Annotated in this window: 19 protein-coding genes; 18 read left to right on the forward strand and 1 reads right to left on the reverse strand. The window is 54.6% G+C overall.

What is annotated here, in order from left to right:
* Positions 1-7: 7 nt before the first annotated feature.
* The 3 genes from CON77_RS06940 to CON77_RS06950 are packed head-to-tail and all read left to right on the forward strand — an operon-like array spanning position 8 to position 3,537.
* Positions 8-2,725, forward strand: a complete 2,718-nt coding sequence (locus CON77_RS06940; RefSeq protein ID WP_101048492.1) for a cation-translocating P-type ATPase — start codon at positions 8-10, stop codon at positions 2,723-2,725.
* 27 nt (positions 2,726-2,752) lie between these two features.
* Positions 2,753-3,052, forward strand: a complete 300-nt coding sequence (locus CON77_RS06945; protein WP_157826866.1) for a nucleotidyltransferase domain-containing protein — start codon at positions 2,753-2,755, stop codon at positions 3,050-3,052.
* Positions 3,049-3,537, forward strand: a complete 489-nt coding sequence (locus tag CON77_RS06950) for a hypothetical protein (protein WP_101048447.1) — start codon at positions 3,049-3,051, stop codon at positions 3,535-3,537. Before CON77_RS06945 ends, CON77_RS06950 begins: the two co-directional genes overlap by 4 nt.
* On the opposite strand, the gene CON77_RS06955 is transcribed toward CON77_RS06950, so the two are convergent.
* On the reverse strand, positions 3,516-4,058 hold the full coding sequence (locus CON77_RS06955; RefSeq protein ID WP_232788432.1) for a Uma2 family endonuclease: 543 nt from the start codon (positions 4,056-4,058) through the stop codon (positions 3,516-3,518). The two genes, CON77_RS06950 and CON77_RS06955, sit on opposite strands and share 22 nt — an antisense overlap.
* A gap of 149 nt (positions 4,059-4,207) precedes the next feature.
* Between CON77_RS06955 and miaB the strand changes: the two genes are divergently transcribed.
* From miaB to CON77_RS07020, 15 genes are all read left to right on the forward strand, one after another.
* Positions 4,208-5,557, forward strand: a complete 1,350-nt coding sequence (gene miaB / locus CON77_RS06960; RefSeq protein ID WP_101048449.1) for a tRNA (N6-isopentenyl adenosine(37)-C2)-methylthiotransferase MiaB — start codon at positions 4,208-4,210, stop codon at positions 5,555-5,557.
* The gene (locus CON77_RS06965) at positions 5,554-5,976 is read left to right on the forward strand and encodes a nucleotidyltransferase substrate binding protein (protein ID WP_101048450.1); all 423 of its coding nucleotides are present in this window, start codon (positions 5,554-5,556) and stop codon (positions 5,974-5,976) included. The genes miaB and CON77_RS06965 overlap by 4 nt, the downstream gene beginning before the upstream one ends.
* Before the next feature lie 80 nt (positions 5,977-6,056).
* Positions 6,057-6,326: a nucleotidyltransferase domain-containing protein gene (locus tag CON77_RS06970; RefSeq protein WP_255408173.1), complete on the forward strand. Its 270-nt coding sequence runs from the start codon at positions 6,057-6,059 to the stop codon at positions 6,324-6,326.
* Positions 6,327-6,411: 85 nt separating this feature from the next.
* Complete coding sequence (locus CON77_RS06975) at positions 6,412-6,945, forward strand: GspH/FimT family pseudopilin (protein ID WP_101048451.1); 534 nt, start codon at positions 6,412-6,414, stop codon at positions 6,943-6,945.
* A gap of 87 nt (positions 6,946-7,032) precedes the next feature.
* On the forward strand, positions 7,033-7,452 hold the full coding sequence (locus CON77_RS15505; RefSeq protein ID WP_101048495.1) for a type IV pilin protein: 420 nt from the start codon (positions 7,033-7,035) through the stop codon (positions 7,450-7,452).
* Positions 7,449-7,958, forward strand: coding sequence for a GspH/FimT family pseudopilin (locus tag CON77_RS06985; RefSeq protein WP_157826867.1), 510 nt, complete (start codon positions 7,449-7,451; stop codon positions 7,956-7,958). The genes CON77_RS15505 and CON77_RS06985 overlap by 4 nt, the downstream gene beginning before the upstream one ends.
* 3 nt (positions 7,959-7,961) lie before the next feature.
* Positions 7,962-8,609 (forward strand): PilW family protein, encoded by a 648-nt coding sequence (locus CON77_RS06990; protein WP_101048453.1) that lies wholly within the window; start codon positions 7,962-7,964, stop codon positions 8,607-8,609.
* Between the two features lie 9 nt (positions 8,610-8,618).
* Positions 8,619-9,899 (forward strand): PilX N-terminal domain-containing pilus assembly protein, encoded by a 1,281-nt coding sequence (locus CON77_RS15120; RefSeq protein WP_157826868.1) that lies wholly within the window; start codon positions 8,619-8,621, stop codon positions 9,897-9,899.
* Entirely contained in the window at positions 9,896-11,557 is a 1,662-nt protein-coding gene (locus tag CON77_RS15125) for a type IV pilus modification PilV family protein (RefSeq protein WP_157826869.1), read from the forward strand. The genes CON77_RS15120 and CON77_RS15125 overlap by 4 nt, the downstream gene beginning before the upstream one ends.
* 27 nt (positions 11,558-11,584) lie before the next feature.
* Positions 11,585-12,850 carry a nucleotide sugar dehydrogenase gene (locus tag CON77_RS06995; RefSeq protein WP_198552292.1) on the forward strand — a complete coding sequence of 422 codons (1,266 nt, stop codon included), beginning with the start codon at positions 11,585-11,587 and terminating at the stop codon, positions 12,848-12,850.
* Between the two features lie 443 nt (positions 12,851-13,293).
* Positions 13,294-14,412 carry a DegT/DnrJ/EryC1/StrS family aminotransferase gene (locus CON77_RS07000; RefSeq protein WP_101048454.1) on the forward strand — a complete coding sequence of 373 codons (1,119 nt, stop codon included), beginning with the start codon at positions 13,294-13,296 and terminating at the stop codon, positions 14,410-14,412.
* Positions 14,413-14,428: 16 nt separating this feature from the next.
* Positions 14,429-15,013, forward strand: a complete 585-nt coding sequence (locus tag CON77_RS07005; protein ID WP_101048455.1) for an acyltransferase — start codon at positions 14,429-14,431, stop codon at positions 15,011-15,013.
* A gap of 92 nt (positions 15,014-15,105) precedes the next feature.
* Positions 15,106-16,542 (forward strand): lipopolysaccharide biosynthesis protein, encoded by a 1,437-nt coding sequence (locus CON77_RS07010; protein WP_232788433.1) that lies wholly within the window; start codon positions 15,106-15,108, stop codon positions 16,540-16,542.
* Positions 16,535-17,491 carry a glycosyltransferase family 2 protein gene (locus CON77_RS07015; protein ID WP_101048457.1) on the forward strand — a complete coding sequence of 319 codons (957 nt, stop codon included), beginning with the start codon at positions 16,535-16,537 and terminating at the stop codon, positions 17,489-17,491. The genes CON77_RS07010 and CON77_RS07015 overlap by 8 nt, the downstream gene beginning before the upstream one ends.
* A complete protein-coding gene (locus CON77_RS07020; RefSeq protein WP_101048458.1) occupies positions 17,488-18,282 on the forward strand; it encodes a class I SAM-dependent methyltransferase in 795 nt (264 codons plus the stop codon). The genes CON77_RS07015 and CON77_RS07020 overlap by 4 nt, the downstream gene beginning before the upstream one ends.
* The last annotated feature ends 7 nt before the right edge of the window (positions 18,283-18,289 follow it).

Consider the following 18,289-nt stretch of genomic DNA (forward strand, 5'->3'; position numbering starts at 1 on the left):
CCGGCGCGTGACCGTCGCCGCCCCCGCACCACCTGCGCCCCCCTGGCACGCCCTGGCCAGCGAACAGGCCCTGCAGCAACTGCACAGCAGCGTCCAAGGTCTGAGCGGTGGGCAAGCCGCCGACCGGCTGCGCCAGCACGGCCCCAACCGCCTCGCCAGCGTGGCCCCACCACCGCTGTGGCGGCGCATCGCCGCCCAGTTCCACAACCTGCTCATTTACGTGCTGCTGGCCGCGGCAGCCACCACCGCCTTCATGGGGCACTGGGTCGATGCGGCCGTCATCCTCGCGGTGGTCGGGCTCAACGTCGGCATCGGTGTGCTGCAGGAGGGCCGGGCCGAAAAGGCGCTCGACGCCATCCGCCACCTGCTGGCGCCGCAAGCCCGCGTCTGGCGCGACGGCCGCCTGCACGACGTCGACGCCACCGCCCTCGTGCCGGGCGACGTGGTCGCCCTGGCCTCGGGCGACAGCCTGCCCGCCGACGTGCGCTGGCTGCAGACCCACCACCTGCGGGTGGACGAATCGGCCCTCACCGGCGAATCGGTGCCGGTGGACAAATCACCCGCCGCCAGCCCGGCCGACGCGCCCCTGGGCGACCGGTGCGGCATGGGCCACGCCGGCACCCTGGTCACGCAAGGGCAAGGCCTGGCGGTGGTGGTGGCCACCGGCGCCCACACCGAAATGGGCCGCATCGGCAAGCTGCTGGCCTCGGTGGAACAGACCACCACCCCCCTGGTGCGGCACATGGCCGTCCTGGGCCGCAGCCTCACGCTGGCGGTGCTGGGCGCGGCACTGGGGCTGTTCGCCTTTGGCGTGCTGGTGCGCGGCATGCCCATGGGCGAGGTGTTCATGACCGCCGTGGGCCTGTCCGTGGCCGCCATTCCCGAAGGGCTGCCCGCCATCATGTCCATCACCCTGGCCATCGGCGTGCAGCGCATGGCCGCCCGCCACGCCGTGGTGCGGCGCCTGCCGGCGGTGGAAACGCTGGGCGCGGTCACCGTCATCTGCTCCGACAAAACCGGCACCCTCACCCGCAACGAAATGACGGTGCAGCAGGTGGTGCTGGCCGACCAGACCCTCACCGTTGACGGTGCTGGCTACGCGCCCGTGGGCGCCCTGTGGCACCAGGGCCACGCCCACCAGCCGGCCGAACTGTTCCGCGAAGCCCCTGCCCTGCTCGCCCTGGCCGAAGCCGCGGCCCTGTGCAACGACGCCGCCCTGCACCCCCACGACGGGCACTGGCGCCTGAGCGGCGACCCCACCGAAGGCGCCCTGCTCACCCTGGCCATGAAGGCCGGCATCGCCCCGCCCGAGTTGCAGGCCGAACGCCCGCGCCTGGGCGTGGTGCCGTTCGAGTCCGAGCACCGCTACATGGCCACCGCCCACGCCAACGGCACGCCCGGCACCTGGACGGTCTGGGTCAAGGGCGCGCCCGAACGCCTGCTGGCCATGTGCCACCAGCAGTTGCAGACCGATGGGCAGCCGGCCCCGCTGGACCGCGCCCACTGGCTCCAGGCCATCGAACAACAGGCCCAGGCCGGTCGCCGCGTGCTGGCCCTGGCGCGCAGCACCGTCGCCGCCGGCCCGGGGCTGGACCACACCCACGTGGCACAGGGGCTCACACTCATCGGGTTGGTGGGCATCATCGACCCGCCCCGCGACGAAGCCATCCGCGCCGTGGCACGCTGCCAGGCGGCCGGCATCCGCATCAAGATGATCACCGGCGACCACGCCGTCACCGCCAGCGCCATCGCCGGCCAGCTCGGCATGGGCCCCGGGCTGCGCACCCTCACCGGCCCCGAGATCGAAGCCCTGGACGACGCCACCCTGCAGCAAGCCGTGCAAACCGTGGACGTGTTCGCCCGCGCCAGCCCCGAACACAAATTGCGCCTGGTGCGCGCCCTGCAAGCCCAGGGCGAGGTGGTGGCCATGACCGGCGACGGCGTGAACGACGCCCCCGCGCTCAAGCAGGCCGACGTCGGCGTGGCCATGGGTCAGAAAGGCACCGAAGCGGCCAAGCAGGCCGGCGCCATCGTGCTGGCCGACGACAACTTCGCCTCCATCGCCCAGGCGGTGGAAGAAGGCCGCACCGTCTACGACAACCTGCGCAAAACCGTCACCTTCCTGCTGCCCATCAACGGTGGCGAATCCCTGTCGCTGCTGGTGGCGGTGCTGCTGGGACTGGCCCTGCCCATCGCGCCGGTGCAAATCCTGTGGGTCAACATGGTCAGCTCCATCGCCCTGGCCATGGTGCTGGCCTTCGAGCCCACCGAGCGCGACGTGATGCACCGCGCCCCCCGCCCGCCGCACGAGCCCATGCTCAGCGCCTTTGTCGTGTGGCGGGTGCTGCTGGTGTCGGGCCTGTTCACCGCAGGCATTTTTGGCGCCTACCAATGGGCCCTGCAGCAGGGCCACGGCGTGGAACACGCCCGCACCCTGGCCGTCAACACCCTGGTGGCCATGGAGGTGTGCTACCTGTTCAGTGTGCGCTACCTCAAAAACCCGTCCTTCCACTGGCAGGGCGTGCGCGGCACCCCGCGCGTGCTGGCCGCCGTGGGGGCCGTGGCGGTGCTGCAAAGTCTGTTCACCTACGTGCCCTTCATGCAGGCGCTGTTCCACACCCAGGCCCTGCCCGGGGTCCACCTGGCGTTGGCCTGTGGCATTGGTGCGGCGGTGCTGGTGCTGCTCGAACTGGAAAAAGCCGTGCTGCGACAAATGCGCCACTGAACCGACGGGCCGTGCGAGAATTTCCCCATGCGCCTGTCTCCCCAGCAAACCGCTTTGATCAAACGCCACACGACCGATCTGTTTGGCGCCCAGGCCCAGGTGCGGCTGTTCGGCTCCCGCTTGGACGACACGGGGCTGGGTGGCGACATCGACCTGCTCGTCACCTCCCCCTTGCCGGTGGAGCGCCCAGCCCTACTGCCTGCGCAGCTCGCCACGCGGCTGCAACTGGCCCTGGGCGATCAACGCATCGACGTGGTACTGGAAGCGCCCAACCTGCTGCAGCTGCCCATTCACCGCATTGCGCACGCCGAAGGCCAGCTGCTGTGAGCGACGCCACCGAACGCTTGCGTCACCTGTGTGAGGTGGTGACACTGGAAATCCAACACCTGCTTGTCACCGATGGACGCTTGTTTGCGCAACCCTTCGACGCCCAGCGGGTCATGGGGTTGGCACACGACCCCACAGAGTCCGAAAAGCTGGACGCATTCGTCGCCCGCTTTGGGCGCCTGCAAGATACCACCGGCGACAAACTGCTGCCAGCGCTGCTGCGCTTCGTGGGGCAAATGCCCGGGCCGGTCATTGACAACCTCAACCTCGCCGAAAAGTGGGGCTGGCTGCCCAGCGCCAGTGCTTGGCTGGACATGCGACAAATGCGCAACAAAATGGTCCACGAATACATTCGCGACCCCGCAGTGCTGAGCGATGCCCTGAACACCGCCCACGAGCAAGTGCCCATGCTGGTGACGTCGGCCCAACGCCTGTTGCTGCAAACCCAACAACGTCTACAAGGTCACAAACCCACGTCCACGTAAACGTCGTCCAGCGCCAAGGGGCTGTCCAGGCACGGCAGTTCAATGGCGCCTTCGGTGTGCAGCTCGTGGCGCCAGCCGGTGGCGCGGCGGAACACCTCCACCCGGCGCGCGTCCTGCGCCACCAGCAGGTAGGCCTCCAGGCTGGGCAGCTTCTGGTAGGCCAGCAGCTTTTCGCGGCGGTCGATGCGCTCGGTGCTTTCTGACAGCACCTCCACGATCAGGCACGGGCGTTCGGTGTAGTAGGTGGCGGCGTCTGCGGGGTCGCACACCAGCACCAGGTCCGGGTAGTAGTACACCTCCTGCCCGGCAAAATCCAGCCGCACCTTCATGTCCGACGTGAACAGCTGACAGCCCTTCTGCCGGGCTTTCGGGGTGAGCGCATACGCCACCGCGTTCACGATGCGCCCATGCGCCCGGCTCGCCCCCACCATGGCATACACCTGCCCGTCCACGTACTCGTGGCGGACTTCGCTGTGCAATTCGCCGTCCAGGTATTCCTGCGGCGCGATGAAACGTCTCATGGCGGCCTGTGCGGTCATCGTTTTCTCCCTGTGGTGTGTTCCTGCAACCGCAGTGTAGACCAGCCCCGCCCAGCCAGCCAAGCCTTTAAAATCAAAGGTTTTCCACCTTCCACCAGCCCCTGGGTCTACACCAGCGCCGCTGCACCGCCATGAGCAAAAAAGTCTTCATCAAAACCTTCGGCTGCCAGATGAACGAGTACGACTCGGACAAAATGGCCGACGTGCTGGGCGCCGCCCAGGGCTACGAACCCACCCAGAACGTGGACGAAGCCGACCTCATCCTGTTCAACACCTGCTCGGTGCGCGAAAAGGCGCAAGAAAAAGTGTTCAGCGACCTGGGCCGCGTCAAACACCTCAAGCAAAAAGGCGTGCTCATTGGCGTGGGCGGCTGCGTGGCCAGCCAGGAGGGCGAAGAAATCATCAAACGCGCCCCGTTCGTGGACGTGGTGTTTGGCCCGCAAACCCTGCACCGCCTGCCGCAGTTGCTGGAAGAACGCCAGGCCCAGGCCCGCCCGCAGGTGGACATTTCCTTCCCCGAAATCGAAAAATTCGACCACCTGCCCCCAGCCAAGGTGGACGGCGCCAGCGCCTTCGTCAGCATCATGGAAGGCTGCAGCAAATACTGCAGCTACTGCGTGGTGCCCTACACCCGGGGCGAGGAATTCAGCCGCCCGTTTGAAGAGGTGCTGGTGGAAGTGGCCGGCCTGGCCGACCAGGGCGTCAAGGAAGTCACGCTGCTGGGTCAGAACGTGAACGCCTACCGCGGCAAGATGGGCGATACCGACGAAATCGCCGATTTCGCCCTGCTGCTGGAATACGTGGCCGACATCCCCGGCATCGAGCGCATCCGCTACACCACCAGCCACCCCAACGAATTCACGCCCCGCCTGATCGAGGCCTACGCCAAGATTCCCAAACTGGTCAGCCACCTGCACCTGCCCGTGCAGCATGGATCGGACAAAATCCTCATGGCCATGAAGCGCGGCTACACCGCGATGGAATACAAAAGCACCATCCGCAAGCTGCGCGCCATCCGGCCCGATCTGTCCATGAGCAGCGACTTCATCGTCGGCTTCCCCGGCGAGACGGAAGAAGACTTCCAGAAAATGATGAAGCTCATCACCGACGTGGGCTACGACACGTCCTTCAGCTTCATCTTCAGCCCGCGCCCCGGCACCCCGGCCGCCAACCTGGCGGACGACACGCCGCACGAGGTGAAGTTGAAGCGCCTGCAACACCTGCAAGCCGTCATTGAAGAGAACGTGCAGCGCATCAGCGCCAGCCGCGTGGGCACCGTGCAACGCATCCTGGTCACCGGGCCGTCCCGCAAAAACCCGCAGGAACTCATGGGCCGCACCGAATGCAACCGCATCGTCAACTTCGACGCCGGCCCCCAGAGCACCCGCCTGGTCGGCCAGATGCTGGACGTGACCATCACCCAGGCGCTGCCGCATTCGCTGCGGGGTGAGGTGGTGGTCAAGGAAGGCGCGCTGGCATGACCGCCTCTGACGACATTCGCTGGCAGCAGCGCTTGGCCAACTTTGGCAAAGCCTTGGCACGTCTGAGCGAAGCCGTCGAACTGGCGCAGCAACGGTCCTTGTCGGACCTGGAAAAACAAGGCCTCGTCCAGGCCTTCGAATTCACCCACGAACTGGCCTGGAACGTGATGAAAGACTATTTCGTCTACCAGGGCCACACCGGCATCACCGGTTCGCGCGACGCCATCCGCGAGGCGTTCAAACAAGGCTTGGTTCAAGACGGCGAAGGTTGGATGGAAACCATCAAAAGCCGCAACCAAACCTCTCACACCTACAACCAGGCCGTGGCCGACGACATCGCCCAGCGCGTCTGCGGGCAATACCACCCGCTGTTTATCGCCTTTCACCAGCACATGCAAACGCTGGCCGCTGCACGGTGAAGGCACCCATCCCTTGCCAGTCCACACCCTGGCTGCCTCAGTCGGGCCTGCCAGAGGGGGCTTGGCTGCGCCTGCAACAGGTGTTCCAAAATCACCCCAGCGTGGAACAGGTGGTCCTGTTCGGCTCCCGCGCCAAGGGGAACCACCGGTCAGGGTCAGACATTGACCTGTGTCTGACCGCGCCCAGCCTCTCGCCGCACGAACTCTGGAACCTGGACGCCGAGATCGATGACCTGCTGCTCCCCTGGAAAGTGGACCTGGTGCTGCGGCACACGATCGACTCCCCCGAACTGCTGGCACACATCCAGCGCGTGGGTCTGCCTTTCCACGTCCGCACGGCCAGCCTGTAACGCCCCCACTCCCCCAAACAGGGGATAGCCCCCAACCCCCTGCAATGCTAAAAATTCCCCCATAAATACTCAGGGGGAATTCGGCATGAAACACGCATTCGGCGCACGCAGCCGGGGGTTGACGCTGCTTGAGGCACTCATGAGCCTTAGCATATTGGCAATTCTCACATCAATCGGAATCCCTATCGCGAAACATCTGCAACAAAATATGCAGCTAAAAGGTGCGGCAGAGGCCCTGACCTCCGAACTTCGTCATGCGCAAAGCGAGTCCGTAAAAAGACAAGCGGGCTTTTCCGTCAACTTCCGAACCAACGGCGACACGTGGTGTTACGGATACAGCATCGACATTTCCTGCGACTGCACAGTGCCCACCTCATGTTCTATCGACAATCTGGAGCAAGTCAGACGGCATCATCAATACCCTGGTGTGCGCATCTTGCCAAGCGTTTCAGGCAATCGATTCTCATTTCAACCACGTCGCGGCACGGTCACTGCGGGCAGTGTCACACTGACTGCAAGCAACGGAAAACAACTGAGGGTAGTAGTGAGTGGCTTAGGACGCATCCGAACATGCACACCCACAGGAGAGGCCCGCTTCACCGGCTATCCTTTGTGCTGACACACAACTTTTGACCGTCCATCGACACTTAGAGCACGCACGTCTGATCCTCACACAGAGGACACTCACTCGGCGTAGTATTGAGGCATGAAAAAGGTAGCTCAGCCCCAGATCGGCTTTACATTGATCGAAATGATGATTGTGATTTCGGCAATTGGTATAATTGCTTCAATTGCAATTCCAAGATACACCGACTACATTCTTCGCTCACGAAGAGCCGATGCACACAACACCATCCTGCGCATACAGCAAGACCAAGCTAGGTTCCGTGCGACGAATACAACGTATGGAAACGAATCCACAACTCCCGCACTTCCCTACGCCACAATCTCTCCTGAACGGTATTACGACATTGCCGTAACCAGCCCAACCAGCACAGGCTATGTCATTACAGCGAGCCCCAGAGACTCTCAAGCCAGAGACACGACCTGCTCAACCATAACGCTCACCATCAGCGGCATCACCGAAACATTCGGCCCAACCAATGTTTGCTGGAACAAAAAGTGAAACCATACAAATCGCAATTTGGATTCACAATCATTGAGTTAATGATTGCGCTAGGCATACTAGGCATACTTACATCGATAGGACTACCCCTATTAACCAATTTTAGAGACAACGCCACCATCAAAGGCGCAGCCGAAACAGCTTTGCAAACGCTAAACAATGCAAAGTTTGAATCCATAAAAAGAAATGAACGTATTTACATCAGTGCAAGCACTACTTGCTATGCAGCAAGCACCTTACCCACATGCAACTGTACAGACGCAACGACCACATGCGATATAGCAAAAAAAATTATTTCCGACTATCCCGAAACCACACAAGCCACTACTTTGACTGCAAGCGCAACCACCCAATTCTTTGAACCCAGGAATGGAAGTTTTTCAACCTCATCGACCATTACTTTCACAAAAAAAGGCAAAATCGTTGAGGTGCAGCTAAACTCAACCGGTCGAGTCAGGGAATGCGTCAAAGCCGGATCCGTACCCGGCATACCGGAATGCAGCTAAAACATGAACTCAAAAAAACAAAAGGGCGTATCACTGGTTGAGTTGATGATTGGCCTCACCGTGGGGCTCATCGTGCTTGCAGCTGCCACGACATTTGCCGTCAACAATTTGAAGGCAAACCGGGATGCCGTCAACGCTGCCAGACTCAATCAAGACTTAAGGGCCATCATGGACCTGATGGTTCGAGACATTCGTCGCGCTCATTACACGGCCTCTATTCAATCTTCCCTTGGAGCAAACACCTCAACATTGCTACCCAATGCATTGACACTTGGCGGCACTTGCACCACGTCCGGATGCGACAAGATCACATACACATACGAAAGCATTCAAAGGGAATTCGATCTATCCAGCGGCTCACTCAGACACAAAATTGGGTCTGCTGCCGCAGAAAAAGTTAGTGACGACTATTCGACCAGCATTACCAATTTAAATTTTTGCTACGTAGACACACAGGGCGATTCAGACCCAACCAATGACACTTGCACCAGCACAGCGCCTTCAAGCCACTCGATAACCATATCAGGCGTATCCGAAAAAATTAAAATCAACATGGTGAAAATCTCAATCACAGGCGCACTCATCAAGAGCCCCGCAACGACAAAAACACTGATTGAAACAGTCAAAATTAGAAACGATTCATTCTCCTAAGGTTGTACGATGCACAAAACTCTCAGCCTCACACACTTGCCAGGCAAGCAGCGCGGCGTGGCAACCGTATTTATTTCAATAGTCTTTTTGACGCTACTGACCTTGGTCACGCTGTACTCATCAAGATTTCTTATTTTTGAACAAAATATCTCCACCAACCAATACAGATCAACCCAAGCTTTTGAAGCGGCTCAGCTAGGATTGGAACGTGGAGTGGCATGGCTGCAATCTCGCTCCAGCAGCCCTAATATTGAGAACTGGTCTGGAAGCAACACGACAACTTGCAAAGAGAACACCACACCAACCAATGTTTACAGCATATATTCCTTGGCTTGGTCAGCGCCCGCTGGCAACTCACGATTCATCAATGCAAGCTCTCCATGCAACCTCAATATGCCAACCAGTTTGGCAATTCAAATGGGCAGCATCAATTACACCGTAAACATTCAATACACCCAAACCATAAGCACCATTTCAGACATTGCTTTTTTAAAAATTTCAGCAACCTCAGCCTCTTCCGACACAATGGGAGGAAGTGCAAGAGTAGAACAAGTTGTTTCAATACCAGCAGGCCCAACGGGCTCTGGCGGATTGGCAGACAGCCCTCTCATCGTCAAGCAATGTTTAACTGGCGTTACCGGAAATCCAGATATTTGTCCAGCGAATGTTAGCAGCGGAAGTGAAGATATTTCAGGGGCTGGCGGTGCACCCGATTGCGCAACAGGTACTGGCACAACAGGCGTCGCATTGGTTTCACTGCAACCTACACCTACTGACTCCGCAGCCGCGGAGTCTTGCTTGCCATTAGGCAGCTCACACATGAAACCGCATGGAGGCGGTAGAAGCTTCCTCAATACCCCAACTGCAACCGTATGGGATACGCTATTTCCCAACGGAAAACTGACTGAACAGATGGTGCAAACATTTGCTGCAGCTTCAGTCCCCGGATTTGTCTACTACAACGGATCAAACGCTCCTGCCAAAATTCCAGCCCAAGGAACCAGCTCACAGCCAGTAATTATCTACGTGGACAGCTCAGCGGACTGCCTCAAGCTGGCACCTGGGGATTTTCACGCACTAGTCTATTACGAAACCACTTCCAATTGTGAGCTTCACGGTGGTGGATCTGTAGACTTGACAGGAACCATTGCAGCCGAAGGCAGCATTACGAAATTTAACGCCAACACCATTATCAGAAACAGCGCCTTCACCAACGATTGGGAATCCATCGTCACAGAGGGGGCAGCCATTTTCGCCAGAGTTCCTGGCACTTGGAGGGATTTTCAATGATCAGTCATAAATCCCACGGGATAACCCTCATTGAAGCCCTCGTTGCCATCACCATTGTGGCACTCGGTGTGGTTGGCATCATCAAATTTCAATCTCAACTTTTTTTCAATGGCGCGGTAGCCAAGCAACGCTCCATTGCCACCGCTATAGCCCAAGAACGCATGGAAGAGCTGCGGGGCTTTATCAGCTCCGCCGGTTATTCGGCCATAGCTGCTGTTGACACCACGGCGAATGACAGCACGCCAGGTATTTTTGGGCCATCTGGGGGTGAGAGTTTCAGCAGAGATGGCGCAAATTTTCTTCGCTTAACCGAAGTCACCAGCTACACAAGCCCCTACACGTTCATAGATGTAAAAGTTACCGTTTCGTGGACCCTGTCTATCAACACGACAGAATCGGTCGTTTTTGCAACCAGTGTCGCATGGGTTGATCCTGCTTCAGCAGGAATTCTCATGTCTGACCCCGGTATTGTCACCAGCGGGGGTTGCCCGAGTCAGACCGTAAATGACGATGCATGCATCGGCACAGCCTCAGCAACAACCAACGGGCAAGTTTTGACCATTTCATACACCTCAGGTGGCGCCGGCAGTGGTCAATGGACTTGCACAAACGGCACTTTGGTCAAGGGCACAAGTACATGCAGCGCGAACTGTGCTGAAACGGTGGTTCAGGATGGTTCATGCGAGGGCACTGCCCCCCCCACCAACCACGCGGGAACAGCATCCGTCACTTATACAGCAGGGGGGGTAGGCAGTGGCGTCTTCACTTGCAATGCAGGCATCTGGAACAAAACATCTGGCGATTGCGAACCAGGTAAGTGCACAGCCCCCTGGGGTTCTGTCATTGAAAACGGCGGAAATGTAACTGCCTACAGCAGCGCCAACCCCCTGTCATCCTGCAATACTGTCAGTGAAACCAGAACTTGCACCAACGCTGTACTCTCGGGTACGTTTACAAATCAATCATGCAGCGAACCATGCAATGGCGGAACTTATTTGGGAATCATTGCCTCTGGCAGCAATATTAATGCTTATGAATTCCCTACTGCAGCCACCTGCACAACCCAAAACCGTGTTTGCTCTAACGGAACACTTTCAGGCACATTCCAATACAGAGAATGCACACCGACTGGATCTAGCAGCTGCACAGTTGCCGGCATTACTTACAATCCTGGTGCAACAAGGGATTTTTACTCCACCAGCTCCTCCGGCGATTGTAATGGTGTCAAGAAAACATTTACCTGCAACGGCGCCTCCGGTCTGTTTGAAGATGAACTCGGGAATGCTCAAAGCACGACAGCATATACCGCCATAGATTGCGTCAGCACCCCTTGCTCAATAAAAATAGCCGAAATAAAATTCAACACCAGCACTCCAAAATTCTGCAACACACCTGAAATCATTTCGCCTTACACCTGCACCAAAAAGAACGATAAAGAGTTTAACTGCACCACTGCATATGAATTCAATGTCGGCTCAACTGCTGCAAAACCAACTGGCCTCAAAATAGAGGTTGGAAGCGGCGGTAGCAAAACCTGCACATCAATCGCTGACTCAAAAATCGTCTGCTCAACCAGCGGCACTTCTCCGACAGTTCTCCCAACTCAGTGTACGATTGCAGGTACTGCTTACACTATGGCTTGCACCGTCACTCCTTGAAAATCTCACAAGATTAAAGGTCACCATTTGCCCCTCACCCACCCCGCCATCATCGGCCTAGGTTACGTCGGCCTGCCGCTGGCGGTGGAATTCGGCAAGCACCTGCCCACGGTCGGGTTCGACATCAACCCCCTGCGCATCCAGCAACTGCGCGCGGGGGTGGATGCCTCCCGTGAAATGGACACGACGGAAATCACTGCGGCCCAGCAACTGCGCTTCACCGACCAAGCGGCCGACCTCGCAGCCTGCAACGTGTTCATCGTCACCGTGCCCACGCCGGTGGACGACTTCAAGCGGCCCGACCTATCCCCCCTGCTGGCCGCCACGCGCACCATCGCCGGCGTGCTCAAACGCGGCGACCTGGTGGTGTACGAATCCACCGTTTACCCCGGCTGCACCGAGGAAGACTGCGTTCCCCTGCTGGAACGGCTCTCTGGCCTGCGCCTGAACGTGGACTTTCACGTCGGCTACAGCCCCGAACGCATCAACCCCGGCGACCGCACCCACCGGCTCACCAACGTGGTCAAGGTCATTTCGGGCTCTAACGCCGAAGCCCTGGACCGCGTGGACGCGCTCTACCGCACCGTGGTACAGCCCGGCACCTACCGGGCGGCGTCCATTCAGGTGGCCGAGGCCGCCAAGGTCATTGAAAACACCCAACGCGACATCAACATCGCCCTGGTGAACGAACTGGCCATGCTGTTCAACCGCCTGGGCCTGGACACCCAGGCCGTGCTTGACGCCGCCGGCACCAAGTGGAACTTCCTGCCATTCCGCCCTGGGCTGGTGGGCGGCCACTGCATTGGGGTGGACCCGTACTACCTCACCCACAAAGCGCAAAGCGTGGGGTTCCACCCCGAAGTCATCCTTTCGGGCCGCCGCGTCAACGACGGCATGGGCCGGCACGTGGCCCGGCAGCTCATCAAGGGAATGATCAAACAGAAAATCGCCATCCAGGGTGCGCGCGTGCTGGTCATGGGCCTCACGTTCAAAGAGAATTGCTCCGACGTGCGCAACACCCGCGTGGTAGACATCGTGGACGAACTGCGCGAGCACGACATTGCGGTGGATGTGTTCGACCCCGTGGCCGACCTCAGCAGCGAAGCCCCCACCCCCTACCCCTTGCTAGCGGCCCCCACCCCCGGCACCTACGACGGCGTGGTGCTGGCCGTGGCCCACCAAGCCTTCAAAAACATGGGTATCGCCACCATCCGCGCCCTGGGCAAACCGGTGCACACGCTGTTCGACGTGAAAAACCTGTTTGCGGCGGACGAGGCGGATTTGCGGCTTTAAGCTTGGCGGACAGCTTGCATTGGCCTGACTGCACTCATAACATGCAACAAAATCAACACCCAGGACGCGCCGTGACCATAACCACCGTATCGACGATGTCCTGAAGCTGCGGATTTCAGCTGACCGCATGGACCCGTTCGACAGTACGAATTGGATGCATTAAAACCTCGAAATCCCCCTTCACAATCGACACTGCGTTGTTGTGTACCGACATGCATGCTCCCGATATACGCAGGATCCGCGACTCAATATTCGCCACAACCACGCAAAAGCACCGTCTGACCTTCGTCACTCGCAACGCGGCTGGCTCTAAGTTCAAAGGGCTGGGCGTCAATATCCACAATCCTTGTAATGGAAAGCCTGCCCCACCCAACAACGTCCATCTAGGTGTGCTTTGCGATCCGGTACAGATTGTGGCCACCTCAAAACCACAGGAGTAACGCATGAGCAACTCTGACTCGAAACCCATCTACGTCACGCAGCCCCACCTCCCTCCACTGGAAGAGGTTATTCCCTATCTAGAGCAGATCTGGGCGAATCATCAACTCACCAATGGCGGCCCGTTCCATGTCAGACTCGAACAAGCCTTGTGTGACTACCTGGGCGTGGAGCATATATCCCTCTTCGCCAACGGCACACTTGCCCTAGTCACTGCGTTACAAGCACTTCGCATTACTGGCGAAGTCATCACCACTCCCTACAGCTTCGTCGCAACCGCCCATTCCTTGCTCTGGAATGGCATCAAGCCGGTCTTCGTGGACATTGACCCACAAACGCTGAATCTAGACCCAGATAAGATCGAAGCCGCTATCACGCCTCAAACAACAGCCATTCTTCCGGTTCATGTCTACGGATGCCCTTGTGACACAAAACGCATTCAGAAAATAGCTGACACCTACGGCCTCAAAGTTATCTACGACGCCGCCCACGCCTTCGGTGTCGAGGATGAAGGAGGCAGCATACTACGTCATGGTGACCTGTCGATTCTCAGTTTTCACGCCACCAAGGTTTTTACAACCTTCGAAGGTGGTGCGATCATCAGCCCGGACGAAAAAACCAAGAAGCGCATCGACCACCTGAAGAATTTTGGTTTTGCTGATGAAGTTACGGTGGTCGCACCTGGCATCAACGGCAAGATGAATGAATTCCAAGCCGCTGTGGGTTTAGCGCAGCTCAAGCACATCAAACATGCACTTGAAGCGCGAAAAGAAATTCACGAAAGATATAGAAAGTCACTTTCAGAATTCAATGGGGTGAGCATCCAAATTCAACCCATCAGCGCCCGCAATAACTACTCGTATTTTCCTTTATTCGTAACCGCTGAAAATCAATCCAGCAGAGACGAAGTTTATGGGATACTCAAGAAAAATGGAATTCATGCTAGACGATACTTTTTCCCCCTAATTTCAAACTTTCCAATGTACCGCGGACTTCCATCATCGAAGCAAAACAATCTTCCAATTGCAACAAAAGCAGCAGAGCAAATTCTCTGCCTCCCAATATTTCCAAATCTCACCCACAACGATCAAGAAAGAATCATAAACCTCATTCTAAAAACATAAAATTCATATAGACAAAATGTTGACCAAAAAAAAGATCGCAAAAATTGGATTTGCCTCCGTCGGAGAAAACGTACGAATATCCGAACATGCCCAGTTCTATGGAGCCTCAAAAATTCATTTGGGAAATCATGTTCGAATCGATGATTTTTGCATTTTATCAGCAGGCATTGATGGCATCGAAATAGGAGACTATGTACACATAGCTGTATATTCCTCAATTATAGGCCATGGTCGAGTTCATCTCGATCATTACAGCAATATATCATCACGAGTCTCCATCTACTCAAGCAATGATGATTACAGTGGATTCGCGATGACCAATCCAATGGTCCCCTCTAAATTCACGAATGTAAAGCATGCACCCGTATATATAGGGAAGCATGTCATCATAGGCAGCGGAAGCATCATATTGCCTGGCGTCAAAATTTTAGAAGGCGCAGCTATCGGAGCACTAAGTTTAATAAAAAAAGACTGCGATCAATTTTGCATGTACGCAGGCAACCCGGCAAAAAAAATCATGAACAGGAATCAAAACCTTCTTGAAATTGAAAAAGAATTCACAAATGAATTGAAAAATATCACTCAGAATATCAGATCTTAAGATAAGATCACGCACGCGGGGAAAAATTGAAAACCCAAATAAGTACATCCATACTTGTACAGGCCTACATCAACCTATTGGGCATCATATTGATGCCCGTCTATCTGAACTACCTCAGCCCAGAAGCCTTCGGATTAGTAGGCATATTTCTATTGGCCCAGTCACTCATACAGCTTCTTGACATGGGCCTGACACCAACGCTCTCACGCGAAATAGCAAGAATGCGCGCTAAAGAACTATCGCCACAAACAGCTATTGCGCGAGTGCAATCCATAAAGTGGATCATTAGAACACTAGCCTTGGTCATTACTTTAGCAACCTGGTTGTGCAGCGACTTAATCGCAGCCTACTGGATAAGCACAGAAAAATTTTCAACCTCGAGCATTTCCACATATTTATCACTAATCGGATGCACCAGTGCACTTCGCTGGTTGAGTGGTATGTATAGAGGCATTTTGGCAGGCCTTGAAGAACAGCAGAAAATCAACAAATTGTCAGCCATATTTGCAACCCTTCGCTTCATCGGCCCAATACCAATTTTTATATTTATATCGACCACACCCGAAAGTTTTCTTATCTTTCAACTATTCACAAGCGCTTTAGAGTTAGCTGCCTTCAGCATATCCTCCCATGATTACCTCCCCAAACTGAAGAAAAGCCGGCAATTATTATTATCACTCAGGGAGACCATCCCCATGGTGAGCAGCATGGCATTTCTTAATGGCATTTGGATTCTGCAGACGCAAACAGACAAATTTATACTATCGGGTATTCTTAGCCTAAATAATTATGGCCACCTCACCCTCGCAACTGCAGTTGCAAGTGGTGTTTTTGTACTCATCGCGCCAATGAATCAAGTTATTCAGCCACGCCTGAACTATTTGTTAGCCAAATCAGAGCTTAAAGAATTTATTCAGCTTTATCGCTTATCAAGTCAGTTCAGCGCCATAGGTTTCTTCACATTGGGAATTTCTGCCGCCATATTTTCCGAAGAAATTATTTACATCTGGACAGGAAAAAAGGAACTGATCAACTCAATTTCACCAGTACTTTTTTGGTACGGATTAGCCAACTCGACAATGGGGACCATGCTGATGCCATTTATGCTTCAGCTCGCACATGGTAAATTGAAATTACATGCGATTGGCAGCAGCATCTTACTCTTCATATCAATACCAACCCTATTAATCGTTACTCCAAACTTTGGCGCCACTGGAGCAGCATTCACATTTTTTACTACAAATATGCTTTTTTTACTTGCTTGGTCACCAATTGTTCACAAAAAATTTATACCTTATCTTCAATGGCGATGGTTATTTTTAGATATTATTCCGCCGACTATTGCGATTGCCAGTCTTCTTTTGCTTTCATCACTCTTCATGCCCGATGGACTCTGGACCCCACTTGCTCTGGTATGGATCACATGCTCAATGGTTCTAGCTGGTTTCGGAGGAATATTATCTGGCAGACATACTTGCCAGTACATCTTGAAAGAATTTTCGATTGCGAGAAACCAAAATAATGTCTAAGCCCCTAGTGAGTGTCTGCGTTACCACCTACAACCACGAACGATACATACGCGCATGTCTTAATAGTGTTCTAATGCAGACCGAGTGTGCATCACTTGAAATCTTAGTAGGAGACGACTCATCCAACGATGAAACCACGAAAATCGTCAATGAAATTGCGAACCTCAATCCGGGAGTTATCCGTCACATTCGAAATATCAAAAATAAAGGCGCTACAAAAAATTTAAATTATTTAATCCAAGAAGCACGTGGCCAGTACATCGCGCATTTAGACGGCGATGATTTTTGGTTACCAGGGAAAATTGCTGCGCAAATTTCATTTCTGGAAAATTACACTGATTGCCCTGCTGTCTACACCAATGCTTTTTGCATTAATGACGATGGCTCCGCCGCCGGCTTGTTTACAAATTACAAATATAGCCGCATAAGTACGCATGAGCTTATTCGTCGAGGAAATTTTCTTAACCACAGCCCCCTCTTATATCGAGGTAATTTAAAAAAATTTTTAGTACACCCAAGTTGCAATATGCTAGATTACAGCATCCACATTAATCTAGCATCACATGGAAGATTGGGCTTTCTAAATCAACCCCTAACGACCTATCGAGTATCATCAAGAACCTCCATAATAACTCACTCAGGAAACTACATTCGCGAACTCTACTGGGCAACTCTCAGCTCAGTTAAATATCCATACGCAACCAATAGCGAAATCAGCGCTGGCATGGCAGAGTTTCTTCGAACAATTTTTTTCCAAGCGATTCTCCAAAAATCTTTATCACCCCTCTCCTACTGGCTACCTCGCATTCTTAAGAATGCCCCTTCAGGAAAAATCATAATTTTGGCCCAAGCCATCAGCGCTATAATTCGTAGATGTTCAACCATAGTAGCCTCTAGAATATACAAAAAATTAACCGGAAACCCAATGAAGATATTGTATCCACGATGAATATTAAACGAATCCTTAAAATCAACCCAAAAGTTATTGCTTTAGGGTTGTTTTATCGGCTCACTCCATTCAAGCGCCATTACTGCGTAATTTGTAAACGATATTCAGGCGGGTTTTTACCTTACGCGCATGCTGGAGTCTCCAAACTTACAGATGCACTTGAATGCATTGGCAGTAATGTCGAGGCGTTTTCATGCCCTTGGTGTGGATGCCATGATCGCGAACGTCATATTTTCATGTATATGACTGCATCAGGTTTTCTTCCGGATCTTACCGGAAAGAAAATCTTGCATTTCGCTCCAGAAAAGCATTTGAGTCGGATTATTCGAGCAAGCTCTCCAGACGAGTACATTGGATGTGACCTGTACCCGCATAGTCCAGATATCATAAAAGTTGACATGCTTAGCATGCCTTTCAAGGACTCCCAGTTTGATCTTCTAATAGCCAATCATGTTCTGGAGCACGTATTCGATGCAGATCGCGCAATTAAAGAAATAACACGCGTAATCAAACCTGGCGGCCATGCGATTATTCAAACACCATTTTGCAAGAAATTAATATCTACATGGGAAGACAAAGGGATTGACACTGAAGAGGCGCGTCTACAAGCCTACGGCCAAAATGATCATGTTCGTCTTTTTGGGTCTGATATTTTCCAAATTCTCTCGACTCACGGCTTAATCTCAGCAGTAAGCCAACACAACAATATATTATCAAACACAAACCACAAAAAAATCGGCGTCAATCCAAATGAGCCATTTTTCTTATTTAAAAAACCCGAAATCGATTGAATCCAGA

Source organism: Macromonas nakdongensis (assembly GCF_002837145.1).
In the GTDB taxonomy this organism is placed as follows: Bacteria; Pseudomonadota; Gammaproteobacteria; order Burkholderiales; family Burkholderiaceae_C; genus Macromonas_B; species Macromonas_B nakdongensis.